The sequence below is a fragment of the Streptomyces sp. SA15 genome, from assembly GCF_002291145.1.
Lineage (GTDB): Bacteria > Actinomycetota > Actinomycetes > Streptomycetales > Streptomycetaceae > Streptomyces.
The window spans coordinates 22,549-43,909 of sequence record NZ_NTGE01000092.1; the positions used below are offsets into that span (position 1 = coordinate 22,549).

21 protein-coding genes and 1 pseudogene are annotated in these 21,361 nt (G+C 67.5%); 10 read left to right on the top strand and 12 right to left on the bottom strand.

Annotated features, from left to right (window positions below; translation table 11 throughout):
• Window positions 1–406: 406 nt before the first annotated feature.
• The 5 genes and pseudogenes from CLM62_RS16780 (at window position 407) to CLM62_RS51545 (ending at window position 5,023) form a co-directional block, all read left to right on the top strand.
• Complete coding sequence (locus CLM62_RS16780; protein ID WP_095750698.1) at window positions 407–889, top strand: hypothetical protein; 483 nt, start codon at window positions 407–409, stop codon at window positions 887–889.
• An 8-nt stretch (window positions 890–897) separates the two neighbouring features.
• Window positions 898–3,204 (top strand): hypothetical protein, encoded by a 2,307-nt coding sequence (locus CLM62_RS16785; RefSeq protein ID WP_095750682.1) that lies wholly within the window; start codon window positions 898–900, stop codon window positions 3,202–3,204.
• Window positions 3,201–3,719 carry a hypothetical protein gene (locus CLM62_RS16790; RefSeq protein ID WP_143659098.1) on the top strand — a complete coding sequence of 173 codons (519 nt, stop codon included), beginning with the start codon at window positions 3,201–3,203 and terminating at the stop codon, window positions 3,717–3,719. The genes CLM62_RS16785 and CLM62_RS16790 overlap by 4 nt, the downstream gene beginning before the upstream one ends.
• Entirely contained in the window at window positions 3,716–4,363 is a 648-nt protein-coding gene (locus CLM62_RS16795) for a hypothetical protein (protein WP_095750684.1), read from the top strand. The genes CLM62_RS16790 and CLM62_RS16795 overlap by 4 nt, the downstream gene beginning before the upstream one ends.
• A gap of 149 nt (window positions 4,364–4,512) precedes the next feature.
• A pseudogene (locus CLM62_RS51545) lies at window positions 4,513–5,023 on the top strand (hypothetical protein).
• 164 nt (window positions 5,024–5,187) lie between these two features.
• On the opposite strand, the gene CLM62_RS16805 reads toward CLM62_RS51545, so the two are convergent.
• Window positions 5,188–5,649, bottom strand: coding sequence for an ATP-binding protein (locus CLM62_RS16805; RefSeq protein ID WP_095750685.1), 462 nt, complete (start codon window positions 5,647–5,649; stop codon window positions 5,188–5,190).
• A gap of 226 nt (window positions 5,650–5,875) precedes the next feature.
• On the opposite strand from CLM62_RS16805, the gene CLM62_RS16810 reads away from it, so the two are divergent.
• Together CLM62_RS16810 and CLM62_RS16815 are read left to right on the top strand one after the other, a co-directional pair.
• On the top strand, window positions 5,876–6,730 hold the full coding sequence (locus tag CLM62_RS16810; RefSeq protein ID WP_095750686.1) for a helix-turn-helix transcriptional regulator: 855 nt from the start codon (window positions 5,876–5,878) through the stop codon (window positions 6,728–6,730).
• 10 nt (window positions 6,731–6,740) lie between these two features.
• Entirely contained in the window at window positions 6,741–6,929 is a 189-nt protein-coding gene (locus tag CLM62_RS16815) for a DUF397 domain-containing protein (RefSeq protein ID WP_095750687.1), read from the top strand.
• 409 nt (window positions 6,930–7,338) lie between these two features.
• Here CLM62_RS16815 and CLM62_RS16820 read toward each other — a convergent pair whose 3' ends face one another.
• The 11 genes from CLM62_RS16820 to eccB form a co-directional block, all read right to left on the bottom strand.
• A complete protein-coding gene (locus CLM62_RS16820) occupies window positions 7,339–7,641 on the bottom strand; it encodes a WXG100 family type VII secretion target (RefSeq protein ID WP_095750688.1) in 303 nt (100 codons plus the stop codon).
• A 79-nt stretch (window positions 7,642–7,720) separates the two neighbouring features.
• Entirely contained in the window at window positions 7,721–8,059 is a 339-nt protein-coding gene (locus CLM62_RS16825; RefSeq protein WP_095750689.1) for a WXG100 family type VII secretion target, read from the bottom strand.
• Between the two features lie 93 nt (window positions 8,060–8,152).
• Entirely contained in the window at window positions 8,153–9,247 is a 1,095-nt protein-coding gene (locus CLM62_RS16830) for a S8 family serine peptidase (RefSeq protein WP_257003883.1), read from the bottom strand.
• Window positions 9,248–9,449: 202 nt separating this feature from the next.
• Window positions 9,450–11,138 carry a hypothetical protein gene (locus CLM62_RS49355; RefSeq protein WP_143659100.1) on the bottom strand — a complete coding sequence of 563 codons (1,689 nt, stop codon included), beginning with the start codon at window positions 11,136–11,138 and terminating at the stop codon, window positions 9,450–9,452.
• A complete protein-coding gene (locus tag CLM62_RS16840; protein ID WP_257003884.1) occupies window positions 11,138–11,572 on the bottom strand; it encodes a hypothetical protein in 435 nt (144 codons plus the stop codon). Before CLM62_RS16840 ends, CLM62_RS49355 begins: the two co-directional genes overlap by 1 nt.
• A gap of 273 nt (window positions 11,573–11,845) precedes the next feature.
• The gene (locus CLM62_RS16845) at window positions 11,846–12,388 is read right to left on the bottom strand and encodes a hypothetical protein (RefSeq protein ID WP_095750693.1); all 543 of its coding nucleotides are present in this window, start codon (window positions 12,386–12,388) and stop codon (window positions 11,846–11,848) included.
• Window positions 12,366–13,640 carry a WXG100 family type VII secretion target gene (locus tag CLM62_RS16850; RefSeq protein ID WP_095750694.1) on the bottom strand — a complete coding sequence of 425 codons (1,275 nt, stop codon included), beginning with the start codon at window positions 13,638–13,640 and terminating at the stop codon, window positions 12,366–12,368. The genes CLM62_RS16845 and CLM62_RS16850 overlap by 23 nt, the downstream gene beginning before the upstream one ends.
• The gene (locus CLM62_RS16855; RefSeq protein WP_095750695.1) at window positions 13,640–13,942 is read right to left on the bottom strand and encodes a DUF6317 family protein; all 303 of its coding nucleotides are present in this window, start codon (window positions 13,940–13,942) and stop codon (window positions 13,640–13,642) included. The genes CLM62_RS16850 and CLM62_RS16855 overlap by 1 nt, the downstream gene beginning before the upstream one ends.
• Window positions 13,942–14,448, bottom strand: coding sequence for an SAV_915 family protein (locus CLM62_RS51550; protein ID WP_257003885.1), 507 nt, complete (start codon window positions 14,446–14,448; stop codon window positions 13,942–13,944). The genes CLM62_RS16855 and CLM62_RS51550 overlap by 1 nt, the downstream gene beginning before the upstream one ends.
• A 258-nt stretch (window positions 14,449–14,706) precedes the next feature.
• On the bottom strand, window positions 14,707–15,972 hold the full coding sequence (gene mycP / locus CLM62_RS16865) for a type VII secretion-associated serine protease mycosin (protein ID WP_095750700.1): 1,266 nt from the start codon (window positions 15,970–15,972) through the stop codon (window positions 14,707–14,709).
• Window positions 15,973–16,034: 62 nt separating this feature from the next.
• Window positions 16,035–17,561: a type VII secretion protein EccB gene (eccB, locus tag CLM62_RS16870; protein ID WP_095750696.1), complete on the bottom strand. Its 1,527-nt coding sequence runs from the start codon at window positions 17,559–17,561 to the stop codon at window positions 16,035–16,037.
• Between the two features lie 199 nt (window positions 17,562–17,760).
• Between eccB and eccE the strand changes: the two genes are divergently transcribed.
• The 3 genes from eccE to CLM62_RS53065 all read left to right on the top strand — a co-directional run.
• The gene (gene eccE / locus CLM62_RS16875) at window positions 17,761–19,101 is read left to right on the top strand and encodes a type VII secretion protein EccE (RefSeq protein WP_095750697.1); all 1,341 of its coding nucleotides are present in this window, start codon (window positions 17,761–17,763) and stop codon (window positions 19,099–19,101) included.
• 5 nt (window positions 19,102–19,106) lie between these two features.
• Window positions 19,107–19,883 (top strand): hypothetical protein, encoded by a 777-nt coding sequence (locus CLM62_RS16880; RefSeq protein ID WP_257003886.1) that lies wholly within the window; start codon window positions 19,107–19,109, stop codon window positions 19,881–19,883.
• Between the two features lie 343 nt (window positions 19,884–20,226).
• Window positions 20,227–21,361: SCO5717 family growth-regulating ATPase (locus CLM62_RS53065; RefSeq protein WP_373559150.1), on the top strand; the 1,135-nt coding region annotated here is incomplete at its 3' end.

Here is a 21,361-nt window from a genome sequence, read left to right on the forward strand (position 1 = left end):
GCCCCTCTAGGAAGGCGACGACCGCCTGGTCGTACCAGCAGGCCTGACCGGGCCAGGCTCTCGGTCACCTGGCAGGGCGCGCCGGTCGCGCTCGCCCCGACCAGTGGACAAGCCGTACGAGCAGCACCTCGGCCCTCCATGCGTCGACTTCTCCGGTGCGGCCGGCACATGCAGATCATCAACGGCCGCAGTCCCGCAAGTCGACGCTACTGCGCACCCGATCTCGACGTTCGCGCTCACGCGCCGTATGAAGGCTCCGAAACTGTGGAGCTCTGATGTGGCCCATGGGCAATTTCACCGATTCTGGTTGCATCCGCTTCACGGAACTGATCGGTTGTACGTCAAACAGGAAGCGGCCCTTCACGTGACGGACCGCGGCGACAGCAACCGGGGGAAGGTGCCGCACGTGGCATGGGACGAGTGGGAGCACCTCAAGGCACAGGCGGCCGAGAAGCAGTCGGCCGGAATGCAGCTCAACCAGCTTCCCGCCGACCCGGGCAGAGGCGGCGGAGCGGGTGCCGGCGACTTGGTGGTGAACCAGGACGACCTGGGTGCCGTCGGCCACGAAGCCTTCATCCTGCACGACCACCTGAGCAAGCAGGCTGACATCGCGGGCGCTGGAGTGAACAAGGACGGCGCCGGTTCCACGATGCAGGCCGCAGCCAGCCTCAAGAGCCATGGCTTCGCCATGGGCTCAGCCATGGAGACGACGGTGGAAGTCTGGACTACGCAGGTCAAGTCCGTGCTGCAGGCGTGCGCGCACATCTCGAACCATCTGAACTTCAGCAAGAAGCTTCACAGTCAGGACGACGCGCTCATCGCTGCTGATCTGCGCAACCGGGACGGTACGGCCGAGTCCGTGTCGCGGCTCAACGACTACTTCAAGTAGGGGCGACGATGACTCTCAAGTACACCGACCTGGTGGACGTCGACCTCGGCAAGCTCGGGACCGCCGTATCGGACTGGAAGAAGGCTGTCACCGATCTCAAGACCCTGGCGGAAGACGCGAGAAGGGGACTGCTGGCGAAATCGGAGTCAGCACGCTGGGCGGGCGTGAACGCCACCGTGACCCGGGAATTCGTCAAGAAGACGACGAAGGAGTTCGCAGACCTGCACTCCGAGGGGAACAGCGTCTTCCAAGTCCTGGACGACGCGCAACAGGAGCTGGCTGAGTTGCAGCGGAAGGTCAGGACGCTGGTCGCGGAGGCCGAGAAGAAGCGCTATGTGATCACCGACAACGGCGACACGACCGTCACCGTGGTCGAATACGTCGGCCCCGGTGAGCCGCCCAAAGACGGCGCGCAGGAGGAAGCGCAGCGTTACGCCGACCAGATCACCGCGAGCCTCGGACGCGCCAACGACATCGACCAGTCGGTGAAACTGGCCCTCACCCGCGCCCACGGCAACGACCCGAACAACGCGGGGCACAACACGTACGAGTCGCTCAACGACGCTCAGGCCGAGCGCGCGGTCGAGCTCGCCAAAAAGGGCGACAAGATGAGCGACCAGGAGCTGGCCGAACTCAACCGCATCATGAAGTTCAACGGCCGCGAGGAAGATGGTGAGTTCGCGACCGAGTTCTACGAGGGGCTCGGCGGACCGGAAAAGGCCCTGGAGTTCTACGGGCAGGTATCCACCAGTGGCACCGAGAAGGAGGCTGGCCAGACCCGTCTCGACGCCGTTCGGGAGCTCCAGAAGAACATGGGCTACACCCTGGCCAATGCCACTGAGCCGGACGCCCCCCACGGCGTGGACAAGAAGTACCACCTGCCCGCCAGTTGGGGGGCAGAATTCCGCAGGCTCGGTACTCAGCAGATCGAGTGGCAGCAAGGCATGATGAAGAAGCCGTATGGCTACCAGATTCTGGGAGGAATCCTCAGGTACGGGAACTATGACCCTAGCTTCATCAATCCCATTGCCGAGCACATCACCCAGCTTCACCAGCAGGACCCGGGTAAACTCCTGACACATGTTGGCAGCGGCGAGGGCGAGAACTACGGATTCAACCCCTCGGGCAAACTCGGCTCAGGCGAAGACCCCATGAACAGCGTCCTTGAGGCTCTGGGGCACAGCCCGGACGCTTCGGAAAAGTTCTTCACCGATGCCCCAACCGCCTACAACGAGGACGGTACAGTCAATTCCAAAGGGAAGGTCGAATTCAAGTCGTATCTCGACCTCTTTACGGATGAGGACTTCCTGTGGAATGCCGACTCGAACAACGCCTACCTCTACGGCGACGAAGACAAGCTGGAGGCCGCTCGGAACATTGGTCCGCAGGCGCTGGGGCACGCACTTGAATCGGCCACCACCGGCCGCCCGTATGACAGCGATGACTCCGGAGACGCTGTGCGCCACACGGCAGAGCGGGCGAACCTGGCCAGTGAGATCGTCAAGAAGTTCGGCGAGAATCCCGAGCTGATCCGGCACAACGAGAACGGGAAGCTTGAAGGAGGGTCGGGCCCCCTCTACGCCATGCGTGAGAGCCTCGGTGACATCACGGCCGAATACATGGGTGACTTCCAGACAACGCTCGCCGGCACGAACAACGACCGCTTCGGCACATTCGGCGTGTCCGCGCAACTGGACCCGACCACCGCGGAGCGGTTCCTTGCCGAGGTCGGGCAGGATCCACACGCATACGCGGCCATCACCAGTGCTCAGCAGGCGTACACGGCGAACGTCGTCAATGACGTCATGAATGGGCACAGTGACTCAACCGTCCCGGCCGCAGAGCAGCTACGCAACGCCACTCGCCCGGGCGGCATCATCGCCGGCATCATGAGCGAGTCCCGGGCTGACGCCGTACTGGACTATCACTCCGCGTCCGACCAGGAGTTCAACGATGCCGCCGCGGAAAAGCAGAAGTGGGTGGACCGTCTGCTCGGCATGGGCGTCGACAAGGCGGCGGAACGCGTGCCGATTCTCGGTGCTCCGATCGGATGGGCTTCCGAAGACATCCAGGAAAGCATCATGAAGAGCATCGAAAGGGATACGTCGGATCAGGCCGAGGGCGATGCGACCCGCACCTATCTGAAGGGACGCGAAGCTGTCATGGACTCCGCGCGAACCGCCGTCGAGGCTGCGGCACGGAACGGCAACTACAACTGGGACACCGTGCAGGACCTTCAGGATTCCGCCTCGAATGGCGCCGATGATGGTCACACCACTGGCGCCAAGATGGAGAGTTCCGGAGACGGGTCATGAGACGAACCGACCTGATGAGCGCGCTTGTCCTCGTCTCGCTCCTCGCCCTCTCCGGATGCTCCGGCGAGGACAAGAGCTACTCGACACCGTCCTCGATTTGCGGAGTATCGGTCGACAAGGATGCCCTCAAGGGGCTGCTGCCTGCCGGCAACAAACTGACTGTGAAGGCATCGGCGAACCACGAAAAACCGGAGACCCGGTTCTGCAATGTGATCGTCGACGGAGACATCGAGCTGTCCAGCGAAGGTGCTTGGCGGAAGGCCGGATACACCGCCAAGGACGCGGCAGAGGACGCGCTGGCCTTCAACTACCGTGCGACCGGCGGGGGGAGATACGCCGTGTGGGACGACGGGGCCGCCACAGTCTTCGACTGCAGGAACTCCGCACAGGACGCGGCGCGGTTCTCCGTCGAGTTCCACGTCGTACACCCACAGGGGAAGATCGAGGGCAAGGTGGAGAGGTTCATCGGCGACTACGCGGAGGCGTACCGGAAGACGGTGTCATGCGAAGAATGACCGTCCGCCCGCAGCGGAGAATCGTAACCGTCTGTGCCGCCCTGGCACTCCTGTCGGCCTGCGGCCAGAGCAGTGCGAACGACAAGGCAGCCGCACCGCTCAGTGAGCAGCAGACCAAGACCGTGGTGCCTGACGCGAAGGCCATGCCAGGCTGGGAGGTGACCAACCCGCCAGATGCGTACTCCTTGGAGAAGGCCCGGTCCGCTGGACCGGATCCGTGTCCGAAGGAGCTACGGAAAGGCTGCGAGGGCATCCGCTACGCGGGATCGTCCGAATTCTCCGGCACGAAGAAGCCGAACGTCTCATTCACGGCCATGGCTTACCAGAACGAGGCGGCTGCCAAAGCGGCGTACGACGTCTTCTGGGCTTCGTACGTCAAGTCGCTCGCGAAGCCCGAGAAACTGGACATCGGCGCGCTCGGCGATCGCCGCAACGCTGTCGTCGGTGTCGGTGGCTATGAAGGTGAAGAGGCCGCAATCGCCCAGGTCCGGGTTGGTACGGTCATCGTCTCTCTTACTGCTGGAGTTGGTCGGAGCACCCGTCTTGACCACGCTCTCGTCAAGAAGCTCAGCGCTGTCTTCGCGGACCGCGCGCGGGAGGCTCAGGCCGGAGAGAAGCCGTCGGCCGGTGTCGATACGGGATGACGGCGAATGGCATTCGCGCCCAGGCGCTGTCGAGCCGCCCCGTACACGATTCTGGCCCGCTGATGACGGGCACCGGCGCAGCTTCGTAGCGCGTCGCGCCGAAGCGGCGAATCTTGCACTGTCAACCCGATCCCTCATAGGTTGATTTCGTGGGCTTCTTCGACAAGCTGACCGGAACCAAGCACCCCGCCGATGGTGTCGCGCCGTGCCCCGCCGACGAGGTTCGGGCAGCCGTGCTCGGCGTCAACCGGCCCGATGCCCCGTTCGTCATCCGCGACGGCGCCCCGGAGGACGCCGACCTGGTGGCGGAGTGGCGCATGGCGGAGCCCGCCTGGCAGGCCGTCTTCGTCGAGTCGCAGCTGACCCGGAAGGTCCGGATTCGGATGCGCCTAGTCCCGGAAGACCATGAGGTGCGCGCCCTCGAGGAATCGTGGGAGGTCACCCGGGTCGGGAATCCGCCGGCTCAAGATTTCAGGGGCGTACTCACGCGGGCCCGACAGGACCGTCACCCGCCACTACACGGTCCAGCGCGGGGAAGGCGGCGGCCTCGAAGCGACGGAGACTTTCCGCTTCAACAGCGCGCACCTGCGCGACCCCCTGCAGAACGCCGTTCTCAAGTCGGGCTGGACCTGGCGAGGTGTGGTCTTCGGCAGCCTGTGAGGTTGGCCAGCCGTTGTTACAACGGCTAACCGTCTGAGCCGAGTTGTCGGTGGGTGATCAGGCAGCTTGATGAAGAGAGCGTTTGGCGGATCTGTAACAGCTCCGAGGCCCCGCAGTTCATGCCGGTCGCCGGTGGAGGAATCCGCCCGTTGCTCCCAGCTGCTTTACCGCATCGCCGTACGGCCCGCACCGACTTCGAACCACAGCAGTTTCCCCTTGCCGCTGTCGAGCAGGCCGTCACCGAGAGCCCAACCACCCCACGAGTCGGCGTACTCCTGGATGAGGAACAACCCACGCCCACCGACGGCGTCCTCCGGGGCACGCGCGACACGGTCGCCGAGCGGCTTGTCGAAGGGGGCAGGGATGTGGCAGCTCGTATCCCATACGCCGACCCGCAGCCGCCCATCCCCAAGCGCAGTCAGCCGCAGGGAGGCGGGGCCCTTGGTGTGCCGGTAGGCGTTGGTAACCAGCTCTGATGTCAACAGCTCGACCGCGTCTAGCACTTCGGGCATGCCGTGTCCGTTCAGCGCTGCTCGTACGGTCATTCGTGCGACGCGTGCGGCGCGAGGGTCGTGAGGCAAGCGGAGGGCGTAAACCCAGGTGTCGGGCGGGGATACGGTGACCATGAAGGGGCTCCTGGAGGAAGAGGAAGGGACTTGGCTTCGCTCAACGGCTGCGCCCAGCGACGGCATTGCCCGGGCCGGTGCACGTCGCGGCGTATGGGCGCGGGCAGTTGGCTGCGTGACACACACCATAGAGCGTGCGATGTGATACTTAACATCGAACGAGCACTAGACTTCACAATTCCCTCCTGTGGGTGACCGCGGGAACGCCATGACGAGAGAGAACCCAGTGCCACCCAGCGCTACCCCCACCCTGCGCCAGCAGCGACTAGGTGCCGAGCTGCGCAAGCTCAGAGAGCATTCGGGGCTGACCTCGACTGCGGCCGCACAACTGCTCGGCCTCAAGCAGGGTCAGCTCAGCAGCATCGAAGCAGGCCGCTACGCCGTCAGCGCCGACCGCGTACGCACCCTGGCCCGTGCGTACAGCTGCGCCGACCCGGAGCTGGTCGAAGCCCTCACGGCGATGACCGGGGGCCGCACTCGCGGCTGGTGGGACGACTACCGGGAATACTTGCCCGTCGGGTTGATCGACCTTGCCGAACTTGAGCACCATGCGACTGCGTTGCGCGTGGCCCTGTCCCTGCACATCCCTGCACTGCTGCAAACTGCGGATCACGCACGAGCCATGCTTCAAGAGGCAGTTCCGCCCTTCCGCCCGTACGAACTTGAGCACCGCCTCTCGTACCGCATCAAGCGGCAGGAAGTCCTCCACCGCTCAAACCCGCTCCGCTATACGGCAGTACTGCATGAGGCGGCTCTGCGCATGCAGTACGGCGGACCGGAAGTTGCCGGCGCACAGCTCGCCCACCTTCTTGACCTGAGCGAGCAGGACAACATCACCATCCGCGTCATCCCCTTCACCTCGCCCCATTTCCCTGGGAACGGGCAATCCTTCGACTACGCTGCCGGGCCGGTCTCCCAGCTCGACACGGTCCAGCTGGACACCCACCACGGCGGGTGCGAATTCCTGGACGCGGAGGCCCAGTTGGCGAAGTACCGCACCGTGCTGGACCGAATGGAGTCGTGCGCTCTTGAGAACTCCGAGTCACGCAAGATCATCGAGAACGTTATGCAGAACCTCTGAAAGGGACGACATGCACACACTTGCCTGGCAGAAGTCGACCTACAGCCCGGACGGCTCGAATTGCGTCTACGTCGCCGCCGCCTCCACCGGCACCATTCACCTCCGTGAAAGCGACGAGCCGGAGGTCACCCTGGCTACGACTCCCGCCGCTCTGCACGAACTGATACGCATATTCAAGACGACACCGAAGCCGCACTGACGCATGGCGCCCGCATCCCGCACCCTTGAAGATATCCAGTGCGATGACGTTGCGAGCCTCGTAATGCAGGCGTTGAAGGCCGGCTGCCGTCGGTCGCCGGATCCACCACTCCGCTGACGGCCGACGATCTGGTCTACCCGTTCCGGGTTGGCCCTTGCCGGTCACGAGAATCTCCTGGGGGCGAACCAGGCCGTAGACACGCTACGTGCTTCGCCCACACCAGGGCGGTCGAGGCGGACACCAGGGTGGCGGACGCCGCAGTGCCGTCTCCGTCTGGTCCTTGGCCGGCCCACTGTCACGGCTGGGAAAGCCTGCCGGAACACGGCCCTGCGGGAGCCCGGGTGCCGGGCACGACACAGGGTGGGCACCTCCCGTGCGTGCCCACCCTGGTTCCGCAGACTGCGCGTTCCTACTGGAAGTAGCTGGCGCCCTTCAGGTCGCCGCCTCGGTAGTCACCGCCGGCGGTGTGGACTCGCTGCGAGATGTTGACCAGCGCCTGGTGGATGCCGCGCGCGTGCGTGTCCCACTCCTTGGACTTCTTCTGGAACTCCTCGAACGCCTCGCCGCCCCAGCCCGAGGACACGTTGAGCACGGCCTGCTTCAGGGCCTCGAGGTCCTCCTCGAGCTTCTTGGCCTGATTGCCGAGCTCGGTGGCGAGCGCATCCATGGTGCCGTAGGTAACGGCAAGTTCGTCGTAGTGGACTCCGGACATGTTTCCCTCGCTTCTGTGAAGATTTCAGCCGGACTGCGCAGCCCGGACAACGGTGCGGCTCAGTGCCGCCGATGGCTCCTCAGTAGCTGTTGAGCGCCGAAGTCTTTCCACCGAGATCGTCTACCGAGATCTGCTTGAGGTCGGCCTCGATCTGGTCTTCGAGGTTGCGCTTGTCGGTCTTGTTCATGTTGATGCCCTCGAGGAAGTCGTCGAGCATCTTGCCGATCGCGACCATGTGCTGGTTGATTTCCGTCTGCTTGGTGTTGAACGCCTGGGCGCCCTGTCCCCTCCAGGCCTTCTCGATCATGTCGATCGTGCCCTGCAGCTTCGCGAGCGATCCCCTGATGTTGTCGTATCGATCGATGACCTCAGTCTGAAGCCTCTGTACGTCGCTGTCATTGAGCTTGCGGTCGACCATTTCGGCACTCCTTTTCGTGAGAGCTGTGGTTCGTTTCTGCGCGCATCACCGCGCCAGAATGGTTGGGTGGGACTGGTCGTGGTGCGTGCGTCGTCATGCGCTGCGCCGTGAACGAACCACCGCGAAGGCGCCGCCGCCGATCACCAACACTGCCGCCGCGGCTCCGAGGGCCACCCACATAGTGGTGTCGTCGGAGGAGTTCGAGCTTGATCCTTCCGCCGAGGCCGCGCCGACTGAAGTGTCCTTGGGTGCTTGTGACGAGGTTGATGCGGAAGGGGACGGTGAGTTGTCGTCGGTGACGCCCGTCGCGTTTTCCTTGGCGAGTGGGTCGGTGTTGGCCGACCCGGGGTTGAAGTCGCTGTTCTCCAGCACCTTGCGGGGGCGGATCAGGCCGTAGCCGAGGTACGTGCTCGGGTCGTCCTTCGCCCAGTCGCGTCCAGCGGTGTCTATCAGGCTGGCGAGGACCTGGTTGGCCGTCCACTTGGGGTGGGCGGACCAGATGAGGGCGGCAGAGGCGGAAGCGATGGCTGTTGCTTGGCTGGTGCCCTTGCCCGTGCAGTACACGCGGAACGTCTCGTCGCACCAACTCGGGATGTTGAGGCCGGGAGACGCCAGGTCTACGTAGTTGCCGTGATCCGAGAACTTTGTGACCGTGCCGTTCTCGTCCGAGGCTGCGACTCCTACGACATATGGGTAGGCAGCCGGATAACCAACGAGACTTCGCCTCTCCCCATCGTTGCCAACGCCGGCAAACATCAGCTTGCCCTTGGATTGGGCGTACTTGATTGCCGCCTCGCCCTCAGAGCTGTCACCGGGACTACCGAACGACATGTTGATGATTTTGGCGTCGCTGTCAGCGGCAGCCCTGATCGCCTGGGCGGACGTCGCGGTCTTCTTTCTCTCCGCCTTGTCCTTCAACTCGTCGAGCCTGATCCGATAAGGAACGATCTTTGCTCCGGGAGCAAGACCTTTCAGACCGTCACCGGCCCCAGTGCCAGCGATCAGCTCCGCCATGGTCGTTCCGTGGCCGTCGTAGTCCTTTGCCGCGCCGTACGCCACGGCCTGCGGTACCTCGTCGACGAGTACCTGCCCCTTCAGAGAGGAGGTGTCAGGGTTGACGCCCGTATCAATAACAGCAACTTTGACGCCCTTGCCGGTACTCGCCTTCCACATCTCGTCGGCCTTCATCGCCGACAGGTACCACTGTTGGGACTGGACGTCTGCCGCTGCCGCACTTGGAGCCAGACCCGTCGACAGGACGGCCAAGGCGCCAAGTGCTGAACAGACGGCGGACGCCCGTCTTCCGATTCGTCCCACGGAAGGCGCGCTCCACCCGCCGCGCCGGCTGATCCCTGACACCATGCCTTTGTCTGTCCTCGCTCTTGTCCGGTCAGTCGGTCGACGACGCCTCGTCACGCCGCTCGTCGCGGCGCGAACGTGTCCCGCCGGAACCCTGGTTGCCCGCAGAGCCCCGCACCGTACCGGGGCCGCCGGGCGTGTTTCCGCTGTTCCTGCTCCCCGGAGCTCGTCCCTTCGGCGTCCCGACCACTCCGTCAGGGCTGCCCACGGGGCGGCGAGCCGCCTGCGCCGCGCTCGTCGTCGAGCCGGGGGCACCAATCACCCCACGCTGGCCGGGCCTCTCGCCCGTCGCGCGCGAAGCGGATGCGCCCTCACCGCCGACGACCGTGCCTCGCGGCAACCTGGAACCGTTGGCGCCAGGTGCGGCCCCGGTGACAGGCCTCCCGCCGACAACGCCATCGCCGGTACGCGCAGCGCCTGGACGCCCGGGGTTCGTGGCGCCCATGCCAGTGACAGGACCTCGCGGGACACCGCCGCCACGTCCGGCCGCCTGTCCCCCCGCCTTCGGCACCCCGCCGACCACGCCTCGCCCCAATGGACCAGTCGCTCGGCCGCTTGCCTGACTCGGTGCGGACGTACGTCCCGCCTGCCCCATGGGACCGGTTCCCGTACGCCCTGCCGAGGTGCCGCTAGGCACACCGCCGACTCGCCCCTGTGCCGAGGTAGGAAGCCTGCTCCCCGGCACGCCCCCGAACCCTGAGGTGCGCCCGGCCTGCCCTCGGAAGGTAGGGGGTACCGAAGTGGGAGCAAAGGGAGGAGTCGTTCCGACCGGAGTTACGTTGGGGCCTGTCGTCGACGGCGGTGTGACGGTCGTCGGCTTCATGGTCTCCTGCGGTGGCAACGTACCGACGCTGTCGATCTCCGTACCAACATGCCGATCCGGGCGGGTGACGGAACCGTCCTTGGCAGATGGCAGAGAGACATCCGACTGTGGTCGCTCGGCAGATACATTCACCGAATGATGACGCAGCGTTTCCGAGTCACTCGTACTCGAAAGCGAGCGCGTCTGCCCGGCAACAGGAGGATCAACCCCAATGCGCCGCTCCGGCTCCGGCACCCCCACATCGGGCATCTTAGGAAACGTAGGCTCCTCAGCCAGCTGCATCATCCCGCCAGACACCGTGTAGAAAGACGACAGCCGATACATCTGGTTGATGGCTTCCTGCCGGTGCTTCTCCGCCGCGACCGCCGCCGTGTAATCGTCGTTGCTGTCGACCCGCTTCGCCTCGGGAATGTCGTCGACCGTCTTGGGGTCGGAGCGGGTGTCGCGCGGGGGCATGGACTTGCGTACGGAGGCGAGGCCGGAGCTTGCCGCCATGACCTGCGTGCCCACCTCGTCGGCGTAACTGGCGAGCGCGAGGGCGGTTTCGGTCAGGTTCATGCCCCAGGTGTAGAACGCGGTGTGGGCCTCGCCCTCCCAGTCGACGTTGCCGAGGTTGCGGCTGAGTTCGTCGGCGGCCTCGTTGATGGCGTCCCGGGCGTCGACGAGGGCCGTGGCAGCGCTCTCCAGGGTCTCCGGGCTCGCCGACTCGACGATGTCGATCATCTCGTTGAGGTCGTGGCCCTCGAAGTTGGTCTTGCCGAAGCCGCCGGGCTTGCCGGGTCCGGCGGGGCTGATCACCGCGGCCTTGTTCACGGCGTCTTCGACGCTGGTGTTCTGCTGGGCGGCGTCCTGGCGTTCCGCCTGGTAAGGGTCCGGCTGCTTCTTGTCGCCGCTCATCAGTACCCCGCGTCAGTGTGGTCGGCGTTGTTGTCGCGCTTGAGATGCTGGTTCAGCATCTCGTCACGTTCCTGGTTGACCTCGGTGCGGATCTCGTGGAACCGGTAACGAAGGTCCTCTTCGAGGTTGTCGAAGGTGACGTCCACGCCGTGGACAGCGATCTGCATCGCCTCCAACTGGAGGCCGAGTGACTTGGAAAGCGAGGTGATGCGCTCGTGCACGCGCTCGTACTCCAGGTGGAGCGCCTTCGCTTCCGGGAAGTTCCCCATGCCGAACGCGGCCTCCGTCAGGCCGTGAGCCGCGACCTTCGACGAGCCACCAGCTGAGTCCTCGAAGGCGGTGAGCAGGTCGTCCACACGCTTCTTGAAGGTCGAGAGCGCCATCAGACCGCGCCGTACGTCGGCGGAGCCTCCGCCCATGTCCGCAGGAAGCACGATGCCTTCCCTCCCCGTTCCCCGTTCGTAAGGCCGTCGAGTGGCGCACCGGCGATGATGTTGATGTAGGGCGACACACGCATCGACCACTGTAGTCGTTGTGTAAATCGCGGCCAACTGAACTGTGTGTTGGGTGAGTTACGAAGTTGTCGAGACATCGTCAGCACAGTAGCGGCCAAGATCGCCCAAAGCGTCCCAAACTTGGCCCGCTCAAGGTCCGGGGTCGAAGGCGACCGAACGAACCCACCGAACGAACTCTTTGCTAGGCCAAAATCAAGCTCCCCTGGACGTACGCTCCTCCAGCCAACGCCGAGCGCCGACTTCGCTCGGATACTCGTGGACCGTGAGCATCGCCGCGAACCAGCCGACGCCCCATGCGGCGATCGCCGGCAGGACAGGCGCCGCGATCAGCAGGGGGAGGACAGCGGCGCGGGCCAGCCCCGGGGCACGGGTGCTGTCACCACGCTTGGCCTCCCACATCTGCTGAGGAGTGGGAGGGTCGAGGAGTTTCTTGCGGTGGTCCCTGCGCTGCTTCACCCATCCCCACGCGACAGCGACGCCGGACGCGACTGCCTGCGTCCAGTCCCACACGGTGCGGGCGGTCGGTGGCAGATCGCTGCGGGGAACGCCCACGTAGAGCCTGAGCGCGATGTAGCAGAAGAAGGCCAGGAGGAGGAGTACAAGGATCGCCGTGCGGACCCGGCGTGCCCAGTAGCGCGCGCCTCGCTCGTACCAACTGGTGCCGAGACCCGGCAACTTCGGGATCTGGACGGGAGCCTCGGAAGCGGGAACGTCAGAAGATGCTCTTGATGCCATGCCAGACGTCGTCCTTCAGTCGTACGAAGTCGTCCCCGGTCTCGGAGAGGACGTTGCCGGTGCCGTGCAGCACACCGCCGACCACTCCGTGGTCGTGGATGTCCTCGCTCCAGTGCTCGTGGAAGGAGTGGTCGAGGACGTCCGTCGCGAGGATCGCCGACCCGACGCCGACCACGGCCACAGCGGCCGCGCCCTCGACGGGCAGGGCGGCCACCATGCCCGCACCGACGGCCACTCCGCCGACGGCGACTCCGACGTCGACGGTGACGGAGTGCTGCCAGGACCAGCCCTTGTCGTGGTCGTCCTTCGCCTCCACCAGCCCACAGGCGGCGGCTGCGGCGACGTCCAGGACCGGGATCTCCCTGAGGAACTCCGGCAGTTTCTCGAGGCCCTTGCCGAGGCGCAGCGCATCCGCGGCATCGGCCAGCTTGACGTTCAGGGCGCGGTCGTACGGCAGGGCGGTACTGCCGTGGTCGGCGCGGGCGATGGCGTTCTCCAGCGAGTCGACCTTCATGACCGCATCGCGGTAGGCACCTTTGGCTGGCAAGTCCTTGGGCAGCGCGCGGCCCGCCTTCTGGTACGCCTTGCGCTCCGCGCGGAGTTCCTTCTTGGCGGCCCGCTCCTCGTCCTTGGCGCCGTCGATCAGCTTCCTGGCCTCCTTGCCGCCGGCTCGGGCGTCCTCCGCGTCGTAGGCGTACAGGCCTCGCAGGGCGTCGGCGATGGTGATCTTGTCGCCCGTCGACACCGGAGCTGTCACCTGCGCGTACAGCCCCCGCAACTTGTTCGCGGCCACCAGACGCGCATGCTGCGCGGTATGCAGCACCCCCTTGCGCACCTGGTCGTACTCGCTCATCGCTGTGATCGTCTTCTGATCCTCCGCGGTCGGCGGATTCGCGGTGGTGATCTCCCGGGGCAGGCCCATCGCGCCCATCGGCACGCCCTTGCGGGTTGCCACGTGCTCGGCGTTCTGCAGGGCCGTCTCGCAGGTGGTCAGGGCGTCGACGAGGTCGGAGAGGATGTCCCCCGTGTCGTGCACGAGGCTGGCGAAGGCGCCGGCGGCCAGCGCGTCCTCGCTCCATGTGCCACGGAAGGTCTCCGCCGCCTCGCCCTTCCAGGCCGCGTCGCCCACCAGCGCCTCGACGGTGCGGCTGAGGGGGGTGACGACGTCGTCGAGCTTGTCCTTGGCGTTCTTGTACGTCTCGGCCATCGTGCGCAGTCCGCCGATGTCGCCGCCGACCCAGCTGTCGGCCATCAGCCGTCATCCGCCATCAGGTCCTCGAACAGGCCGTGTACGTCGATGTCGTGCCGCTGGAAGGAGTCGCGGGCGTACGTCACCTTGTCGCCGTGGTCGTCGAGCCGGTCGGCGAAGCCGATGTGCAGGGCGACGATGAGGTCGGCGACCTCCTTGATGGCGTGGTCGAGCCCGGCGTCGCCGCCGCTGACCAGGGGCGGAGCGACGTCGGCGTGCAGCTTGCGGTAGTTGACGGCCTCGTCGTGGAAGGTCTTGGACATGGAGGTGAGGTCGCTGAGGACCGCCTTGAAGTCGACCGACATCAGCCGGCCTCCCGCGCGTAGACGGCCAGGTCGTCCGGCTGCCAGTTGTGCCGTCCGGGGGCCACTGTCGGGTCGAGGAGGACCGTGACGTCGTACGCGCTGACGCCATCCGCCAGCGGACCGATAGAGGTGGCGACCCACGGCTGGGCCTCGCCGAGGGCGGCCACCAGCCGGTCGAGTGTGGTGAAGGCGAAGGCCACGGTTCCCGTTCCGGCCCAAGGGTGCTCGAAGAGTTCGTACGCGATGAAGGGCACCCGGGCCGTGCGGCCGTCCGCGTCCGTGACATCGGCGTACCGGGGATGGGCCGGTACGAACACGGGCGCGTGGTAGGCGGGGATGCCCGGGCGTTGGGCAGAGGGTGCCGGTGATTCGGCGTCGCCGTGTTCGACGTAGTCGAGAAGGCGCGATCTGCGGGGCTCCGGCGTCGTCGCAGACACCTGGGCCTGGTCTCCGGGCGGCTCCACCCCGACGTAGTCAAGAAGGCGCGAACGGAGTGGTATGCCCACCGCCGTCTCCTCTCCCCCGTGGACCGATGGCCCTTGGACGATGTGGCAGCACCACCGTAGCCAGGCAGCCATCCGGTAAATCACGCTATGTCAGGAGGAGGAGGCGGGGCATGCGCAACCCATACGGCGGTTTGGCCAGGGGCTGGTCAGCGCTTGACCGTGGGATGACCGGAGTGGCCGACACCGGCGAGGTCAGCGGTCACGGTGCAGCCGACCCTCGGGGACGCCCCAGGGCGAGGCCGATGATGTTCAGCTTGGTCAGCGCGTCCCGGATCCGGACTCCAGCCGTCGCGCGTGCCTGCGCCGCGCATCCCGCATCGCCACCGCCGTGCCGCCCAGCCCCGCGACAAGAACCACCGCGCCCACGGCCACATACGTGGCGAGGCGAGCGTTGCGTTCCTCGGCCGTTTCGCCGATCTGGAACTTGGCCGGGGTGGGAGGTTCCTGCTGGCCCAGACCTTGCTGAGGGTTGGGGGACTCCAGGGGGTTTTCGTCCTCCGTCAGGGCTCGGACGGGGTCGACCACTCCCCAGCCGACCAGGCGGTCGTGGCCCGCGATCGTGCGCTCAGCCGTCTGTTCGATCTGCGCGACGATCTCGCGGGCGGTCCAGTCGGGGTGCTTCGCCTTGATCAAGGCCGCGACGCCGGCGACGTACGGCGCCGAGAAGCTCGTACCGTTGTCGGAGCAGTGGCCGCCCTTGGGGACCGTGGAGATCATGTCGACGCCGGGGGCCGCCACGCCGACGAACTCGCCGGACTGGGAGAAGGAGGCGCGCTCGTTGTTGCGGTCCGAGGCCGCCACCGCGAGGACGCCCTTGTAGGACGCGGGGTATGTCTCCTTGACGTTGCCGCCGAGGCCGTCGTTGCCCGCCGAGGCCACGACGACGATCTTCTGGGCCAGGGCCTCGTTGATCGCCAGCTCCAGGTCGGATGTCGGCTTCACCGCGTTCGACGTGTCCTGTGAGATGTTGATGACGCCGGCCCCGGCCTGGATGGCGTAGCGGATCGCCGCCGCCAGGCTGTCGGCGGTGCCGTGGCCCTCCGCGTCGTTCTGCTGGATCGGGATGATCGTCGCCTCGGGGGCCAGGCCCACGAAGCCGGTGCCCTGGACGGGGCGGGCCGCGATGATGCCGGCGACCTTGGTGCCGTGGCCGACGGTGTCCGTGGTGCCGTTCTCCTTGCCCCGTTCGATCGGGTTGCCGTCGTCGTCCTTGAGGTTCTTCGGCAGGAGGTTACGGCCGCTCTTCGCGTCGACCGCGTCGCGCAGCTGGGGATTCGTGACGTCGACGCCGGTGTCGATCACCGCCACCCGTACGCCCTTGCCCCTGGACTGGCTCCACAGCTCGTCCAGGAGGACGCGCTGGAGGGACCAAGGACGGCCCGGGTACTTGCCGTTGGGGAACTGGCACTGGTCTGAGTACGGGAGGTCGGCCGCCGCCGCGGGGGGCGCGAGGAGGACGGGTGCGGTCATGAGCAGCGTCGCGGCCACCACGGTCTTCATACGCCGGGCCACCGCAGTCGTCATACGCCGGGCCACCGCGGTCGTCATGCACGGGAAGGAGGGCACGTGTCGCATGTCCGCGCCCCTCAGGAACCCTGCGGCTGACGTGCCGCCGTCGTCGACAGGCGTGGGCCCGTGGGCAGGAACTCCGACCAGGCGGCGGGGATCGGCGCGGGGTCGACGTCCTTGTAGCCCAGCCGGGTCTGGGCCTGTTCAGCCTCCTGTTGGGCCTGCTCGCGTTCCTTGGCCGTCGTACCGATGCCGGCGTCGTCCGTGCCGCTGTCTGCGTTGGACTGCAGTACGTAGCGCAGGCCCGTGTCGGTGACGAGGAAGACGGGGCCGGCCTTGGTCTCCTCGCCCTGGAACTGGCGGTAGAGCTGGCCGGATCCGGGCGTGACGTAGGCGCTTGAGGAGCCGGTGGGCAGCTTGGCCGGGAAGTCCGTGCCCGCCCAGGTGCTCAGGGTCGTGGCGCCCGAGCCCGCGTTCACGCCGCGCAGGACGTTGCAGACGGTGCTGCGGCTGCCGGCCGCTCCGGAGGCCTCGTTGACGGGCTGGGGGTCCTCGGTCGGCCAGCGGTGCTCGGTGCCGAACGGCTTGCCCGGGACGATCGCGCCGGGGCTCATTCCCTTGGCTTCACCGGCCTGTCCCAGGGAGGCCAAGTCCTCGCTGAACAGCAGGAGCTGGGCCACGAAGGCGGAGATGGGGGCGACGCGGCCGGGCAGCACCACGTAGTACTGGTCGCTGTTGAGGTCGGACGCCTTGAGCACCATGCCGACCCTGTTGGTCGTCTCGTCCAGCTGACCGGGGGCGTCGGCCGCGAGGCCCACCTGATCGGGGATCTCGGGGAAGGAGATCGGGTCGCCCCGGTGCAGGGTCTCCAGCCACTCCTTGGACACCTTCTGCGGCTGCCGGCCGGAGCCGACGACGGCGCGCAGCAGCAGTTCGTCGCTCTTGTCGATGGGATACGACCGTCCGCTCGCGTCCACCACGTAGTGGTTCCCGCCGGGGTCGGCGACGTAGAGGAGTTGACCGCCCGTCAGCTTCTCTCCCTTGCCCTCGGTCGCCTTCATGTCGCGGGAGGCGAGGACCAGGGCCGCCTTCTGGATGGACTCGCCGCCCGCGCTGGGGCGTTCGCAGACCGCCCAGCGCTTCTCGCTGCCCGCCTCGGACGCCGAGGGAAGGCGGTCGGGCGCGTACGGGATGCCGATGGTGACGCCGTGCGGGATCTTGCCGTTGTCGAGAACGGACTCGGCGACGGTCACCACCTCGCCCTCGCCCTCGTTGAGGAGCAGCTTGGCGGAGGCCATGTTGAGGACCGGGTGCAGTTGGACCTGCTTGCCGGTCTTCAGGACGACGTAGCGCGTGGTCGAGTCGCTGGCGACGATCACCTTGGCGTTGGGGTCGTTCCAGCCCTTGGGCGCGGTGGGCTTGAACATGCCCCACGCCCCGAAGACAGCGATGACGATCACGCCCACGATGATGCCGGGAAGGATCGAGCGCAGTGGACGGGGCGCCCCCTCCTCCGAGCCGTCGGGCGAGGACTGCAGGAAGGCCGCGAGCATGCGGCGCTTCGCGAAGGTGTAGGCATTGAGCTGGTCGCGCCGAGATGCCATCTGTGCCTGTCTCTCCCCGTGTTCACATGGGCCGCGCCCGCCGGGTGACGTGGGTCCCCCGCCTCCGATGTCAGAGCGGCCCCCTACTATGCCTGGTATCCGCGAGGACTTGTGGAGCGGGTAGGGTACCCGGGCCCTCAAGGGCCCTGTGCGGTGCTGAAATGCCAGCGAGTTGTGAGCAAAACGGGGGGATGGAGTGATGGCTTCCGGAACGCGCGCCCGGTCCCGTGACCGATCGCGGACGCGGGGCTCTTCGGCGCCCCGGCAAACGACGGAAACGCCCCGGCAGACACCGGCGCAGCGGTCGGCCTCGCCGGGCGCGCTCCATCTCCGGGTGCGTTCGGGTCAGGTCGGGGCATTCCGGTTGCAACGCTTCGTCCTGTTCGAGATCGCGGCCGCCATCCTGCTCGTCGGATGGGTGATCGATCCCGTGGCCCTGGTGCCCGCGGCCGTCGTCGCCATCTGCCTGGTGCTGCTCTCCTTCTTCCGCCGCCGTGGCCGCTCCCTGCCCGAATGGCTGGCCACGGCAAGGGCGTTGAAAGCGCGGCAGCGCCGGGCCGCGAGTACGCCGATACCGCAGGGCACGGAGCCGGGGCTCGCGCCGGCCGTGGAGTGCGACCCGAGTCTGCGGACGTACACGTACGCCGGCCGTGACCGCCGGCCCGTCGGAATCATCGGGGACGGCACGTTCGTCACCGCGGTCCTGCAGGTGGAGGCCGACGCCACCGCGCTGCGGGCCGAGCGGAACCGGCAGCCGCTGCCGCTCTCCCTGGTCCACGGCGCCCTGGACGTGGACGGGATCCGGCTGGAGTCGGCGCAGGTCGTGCTGCACACCCAGCCCGCGCCCGCGATTCATCTGCCCCAGCAGTCCGTGGCCGTCGCCAACTACGCGCCCCTGCAGGAACAGACGGGTGCACCGGCCGTGCGGATCACGTGGATCGCGTTGAAGCTGGACCCGGAGCTGTGCCCGGAGGCCGTGGCCGCGCGCGGGGGCGGTCTCGTCGGGGCGCAGAAGTGTGTCGTGCGTGCCGCCGATCACCTGGCGAGCCGGCTGACCGGGGCCGGGTTCCGTGCGCACCTCCTCGACGAGGACGAGCTGACCTCCGCCATCGCCACCTCGGCCTGCGCCAACCCGCTGGTGACGGCGGAGGCCGGGCGGACGGAGACGCGCGAGCGGCGGACCGAGGAGTCGGCCCGGAGCTGGCGCTGCGACAACCGCAGACACACCACGTACTGGCTCCGTCGCTGGCCCGCGCTGGGGGGTGAGAGAGCTCCGTCGCTGCCGCAGCTCCTCGCCCTGGTCACGGCCGTCCCCGCGCTCGCGACCACCTTCAGCCTCACGCTCACGTGCGGGGAGCGGCAGGAGGAGGTCTCCGTCTGCGGGCACCTGCGGGTGACCGGGCGCAGCGACGACGAACTCGTCGCCGCCCGGCGCGCGTTGCAGGGCGCGGCCCGGCACACGGGCACGGGGCTCGCCCGCCTCGACCGGGAACAGGTACCCGGCATGCTCGCCACTCTGCCCCTCGGAGGTGCCCGGTGACGTCGATGACCACGCGCGTGGGACAGGCGTCCGCCGGTCGCGGCGAGCCACAGCCCTCTGTCCCCGAGCGGGCGCGCGAACTGCTGCGCACCGGCCTCGGGTTGATCGGCCCGCGGCACGCTCGGCACTCCGTGTCCGTCGACCAGCTGGACGCCCTCACGCTCCCCATCGGCGACGACGGCGTCGTCATCGGAGTGGACGCGGAGGGGCGGCCCGCGGTGTTGGGGCTCAATCGGCCGACCGCGTACGACGTCGTCCTCATCGGCGGGCTGTGGACCGTGCAGGTCATCGCGCTCAGGGCGGCGGCGACGGGAGCGCGGGTGGCCGTGGAGACGGGGCGTCCGCAGGCCTGGATGCAGATGGTGCATGCCATGGGGGGCGGACAGAACGGGCTGGCCGTGTATGACGTCGGGCGCGTGCCCCCGCAGGGCACTTCGGCCGGTACGCCTGTCTTGGTGGTGCGGGACTGCGGTATGCGGCCGCCGCGCGGTCGGGTCGTCTCCGGGCCCTGGCAGTCGGTGCTGACCCTGCTGCCATATCTCAGCCCGGTGGCTCCGCGGCTCGTGCGGCAGGCGCGGCTCGTCGGGGTGCAGAGAATCTCGCCGGACGAGGCGACGGAGCTGGGCCGCACGATGGCGCTGCCGCGGGCCGAGGTGGAGGCCCTGCCCGGGCTCTCCGACGGCCTCACCCTCTGGTGTAGCGATCGTGACCGGCAGTACGTGCTCACACAACCGACCGACGCCGAGATCGGATTGTTGGGTACGCCGCGCAGGATGGACTGAATCGGACGCCGCTCGACGCGAATTGAGCATTCGGGGGCTTTCTTGCGCTTTGTCTTGCGGCTTCACACCTGTTATCGGGCGGTTTGTTCATCGGAAGTGGTGACGTGTACGACACCTGCGGGCCCGTTGTGAAGCAGTGCGCGGGTCGTGATGGGGTGGATGGGCCTGCCAGGGTGGGGCACGTGGTGATTAGGCTGGGACGGGGCGCGATGTCAGAACCCGTGGACCGGGCGTCGGCGCCCCAGGGGGAGCCGGTGGACCGGACGACCTCGAACGACCAAGGCCGACAAGTAATGGTCGCCCCGGCACGGCATGAGGGTGCTCGACCACACCAGGAGGAACTGTGAGCAGCGATCGGGACGGGATCCGCGGGGGCTGGGCCTCACCCGACGATGACCAGCCCGACGCGGAGTCCGCCATCGAGATGACGGGCGAGTTCACCATCGACTACGCGCCGCCTGCCTGGTACACGCAGAACGCGGGTGGTGGGGGGTCCGGGCAGTCAGGACAATCCGGGCCGTCCGGGCCGTCCGGGCCGTCCGGGCAGGAGACCGGTGCGCCCGGTGCCTCGGGTGCGCCTTCGGCTGCTTCGTCTCCGCCGGACCCCGCGTTTCCTGCAGCGGCTCCGGCTCCCGCGCCCGCTCCTGCTCCTGCTCCTGCTCCGGCCACGCCGCCGACGGCGGATCCGATGGGCGTGCCCAGGCCGCCTGCCCGGAGTGGGTTCGAGTTGCAGCAGCCGCAGGCACCCGCCCCGCACCAGGCTCCCGCTCAGCCGCAGGGGCAGTGGGCTCCGGCTGCCGCGCCGGCTGCTCCTGAGGCCCCTGTTGCGCCGCCTGCCCCTCCTGCCGCCCCCTCCTACCCGGCTTCCGGCGAGGGTGAGTCCGGAAACGGCGATCTGGAGAGCGGCGACACCATGCGGTTCTCCGCTGCCTCCCTGAAGCGGGAGATCGCGGAGCTCGCCGCCGCGGCTGGGACTGGTGGGGCTGGGCAGTCGTCTGCCGACGAGAGTGAGCGCTCGGTCGACGATTCCGCCGCGAAGGCTTCGGCGCAGGCCGGTGGCGGAGACCGCGCTGCCGACGGTACGGCCGCGGACTCGTCCGGTGCCGGTGCCAGTGCCAGTGGCCGTACGGATGACGGCACGCACGCCTCAGCCTCCGCCGACGCTGCCGGCGACTCCGCCTCAGCCGACGTAGAGAGCGGCGACGCCACTCCGTCCTCCACGGCCGACAACGCGGACGAGGACGCCGGGGCCTCTGCGGCCGAGGAAGACGCGAAGTCCGCTCCTGCAGACGGCGAGACCGACGACACCCCCGCGCAGGAGGCCGGTAGCGCCCCGGACGAGTCGTCGGAGGCGGAGCCCGCCCCCCAGTCCGGCTTCCCCTCCTGGACTCCCCCTCCGGCGCCGGAGGGGGACGTGCCGCCGCTGCCGCCGTCGTACCAGCCGGCCGCCCCCGCACCGGCGGCCCAGTGGCCCGCAC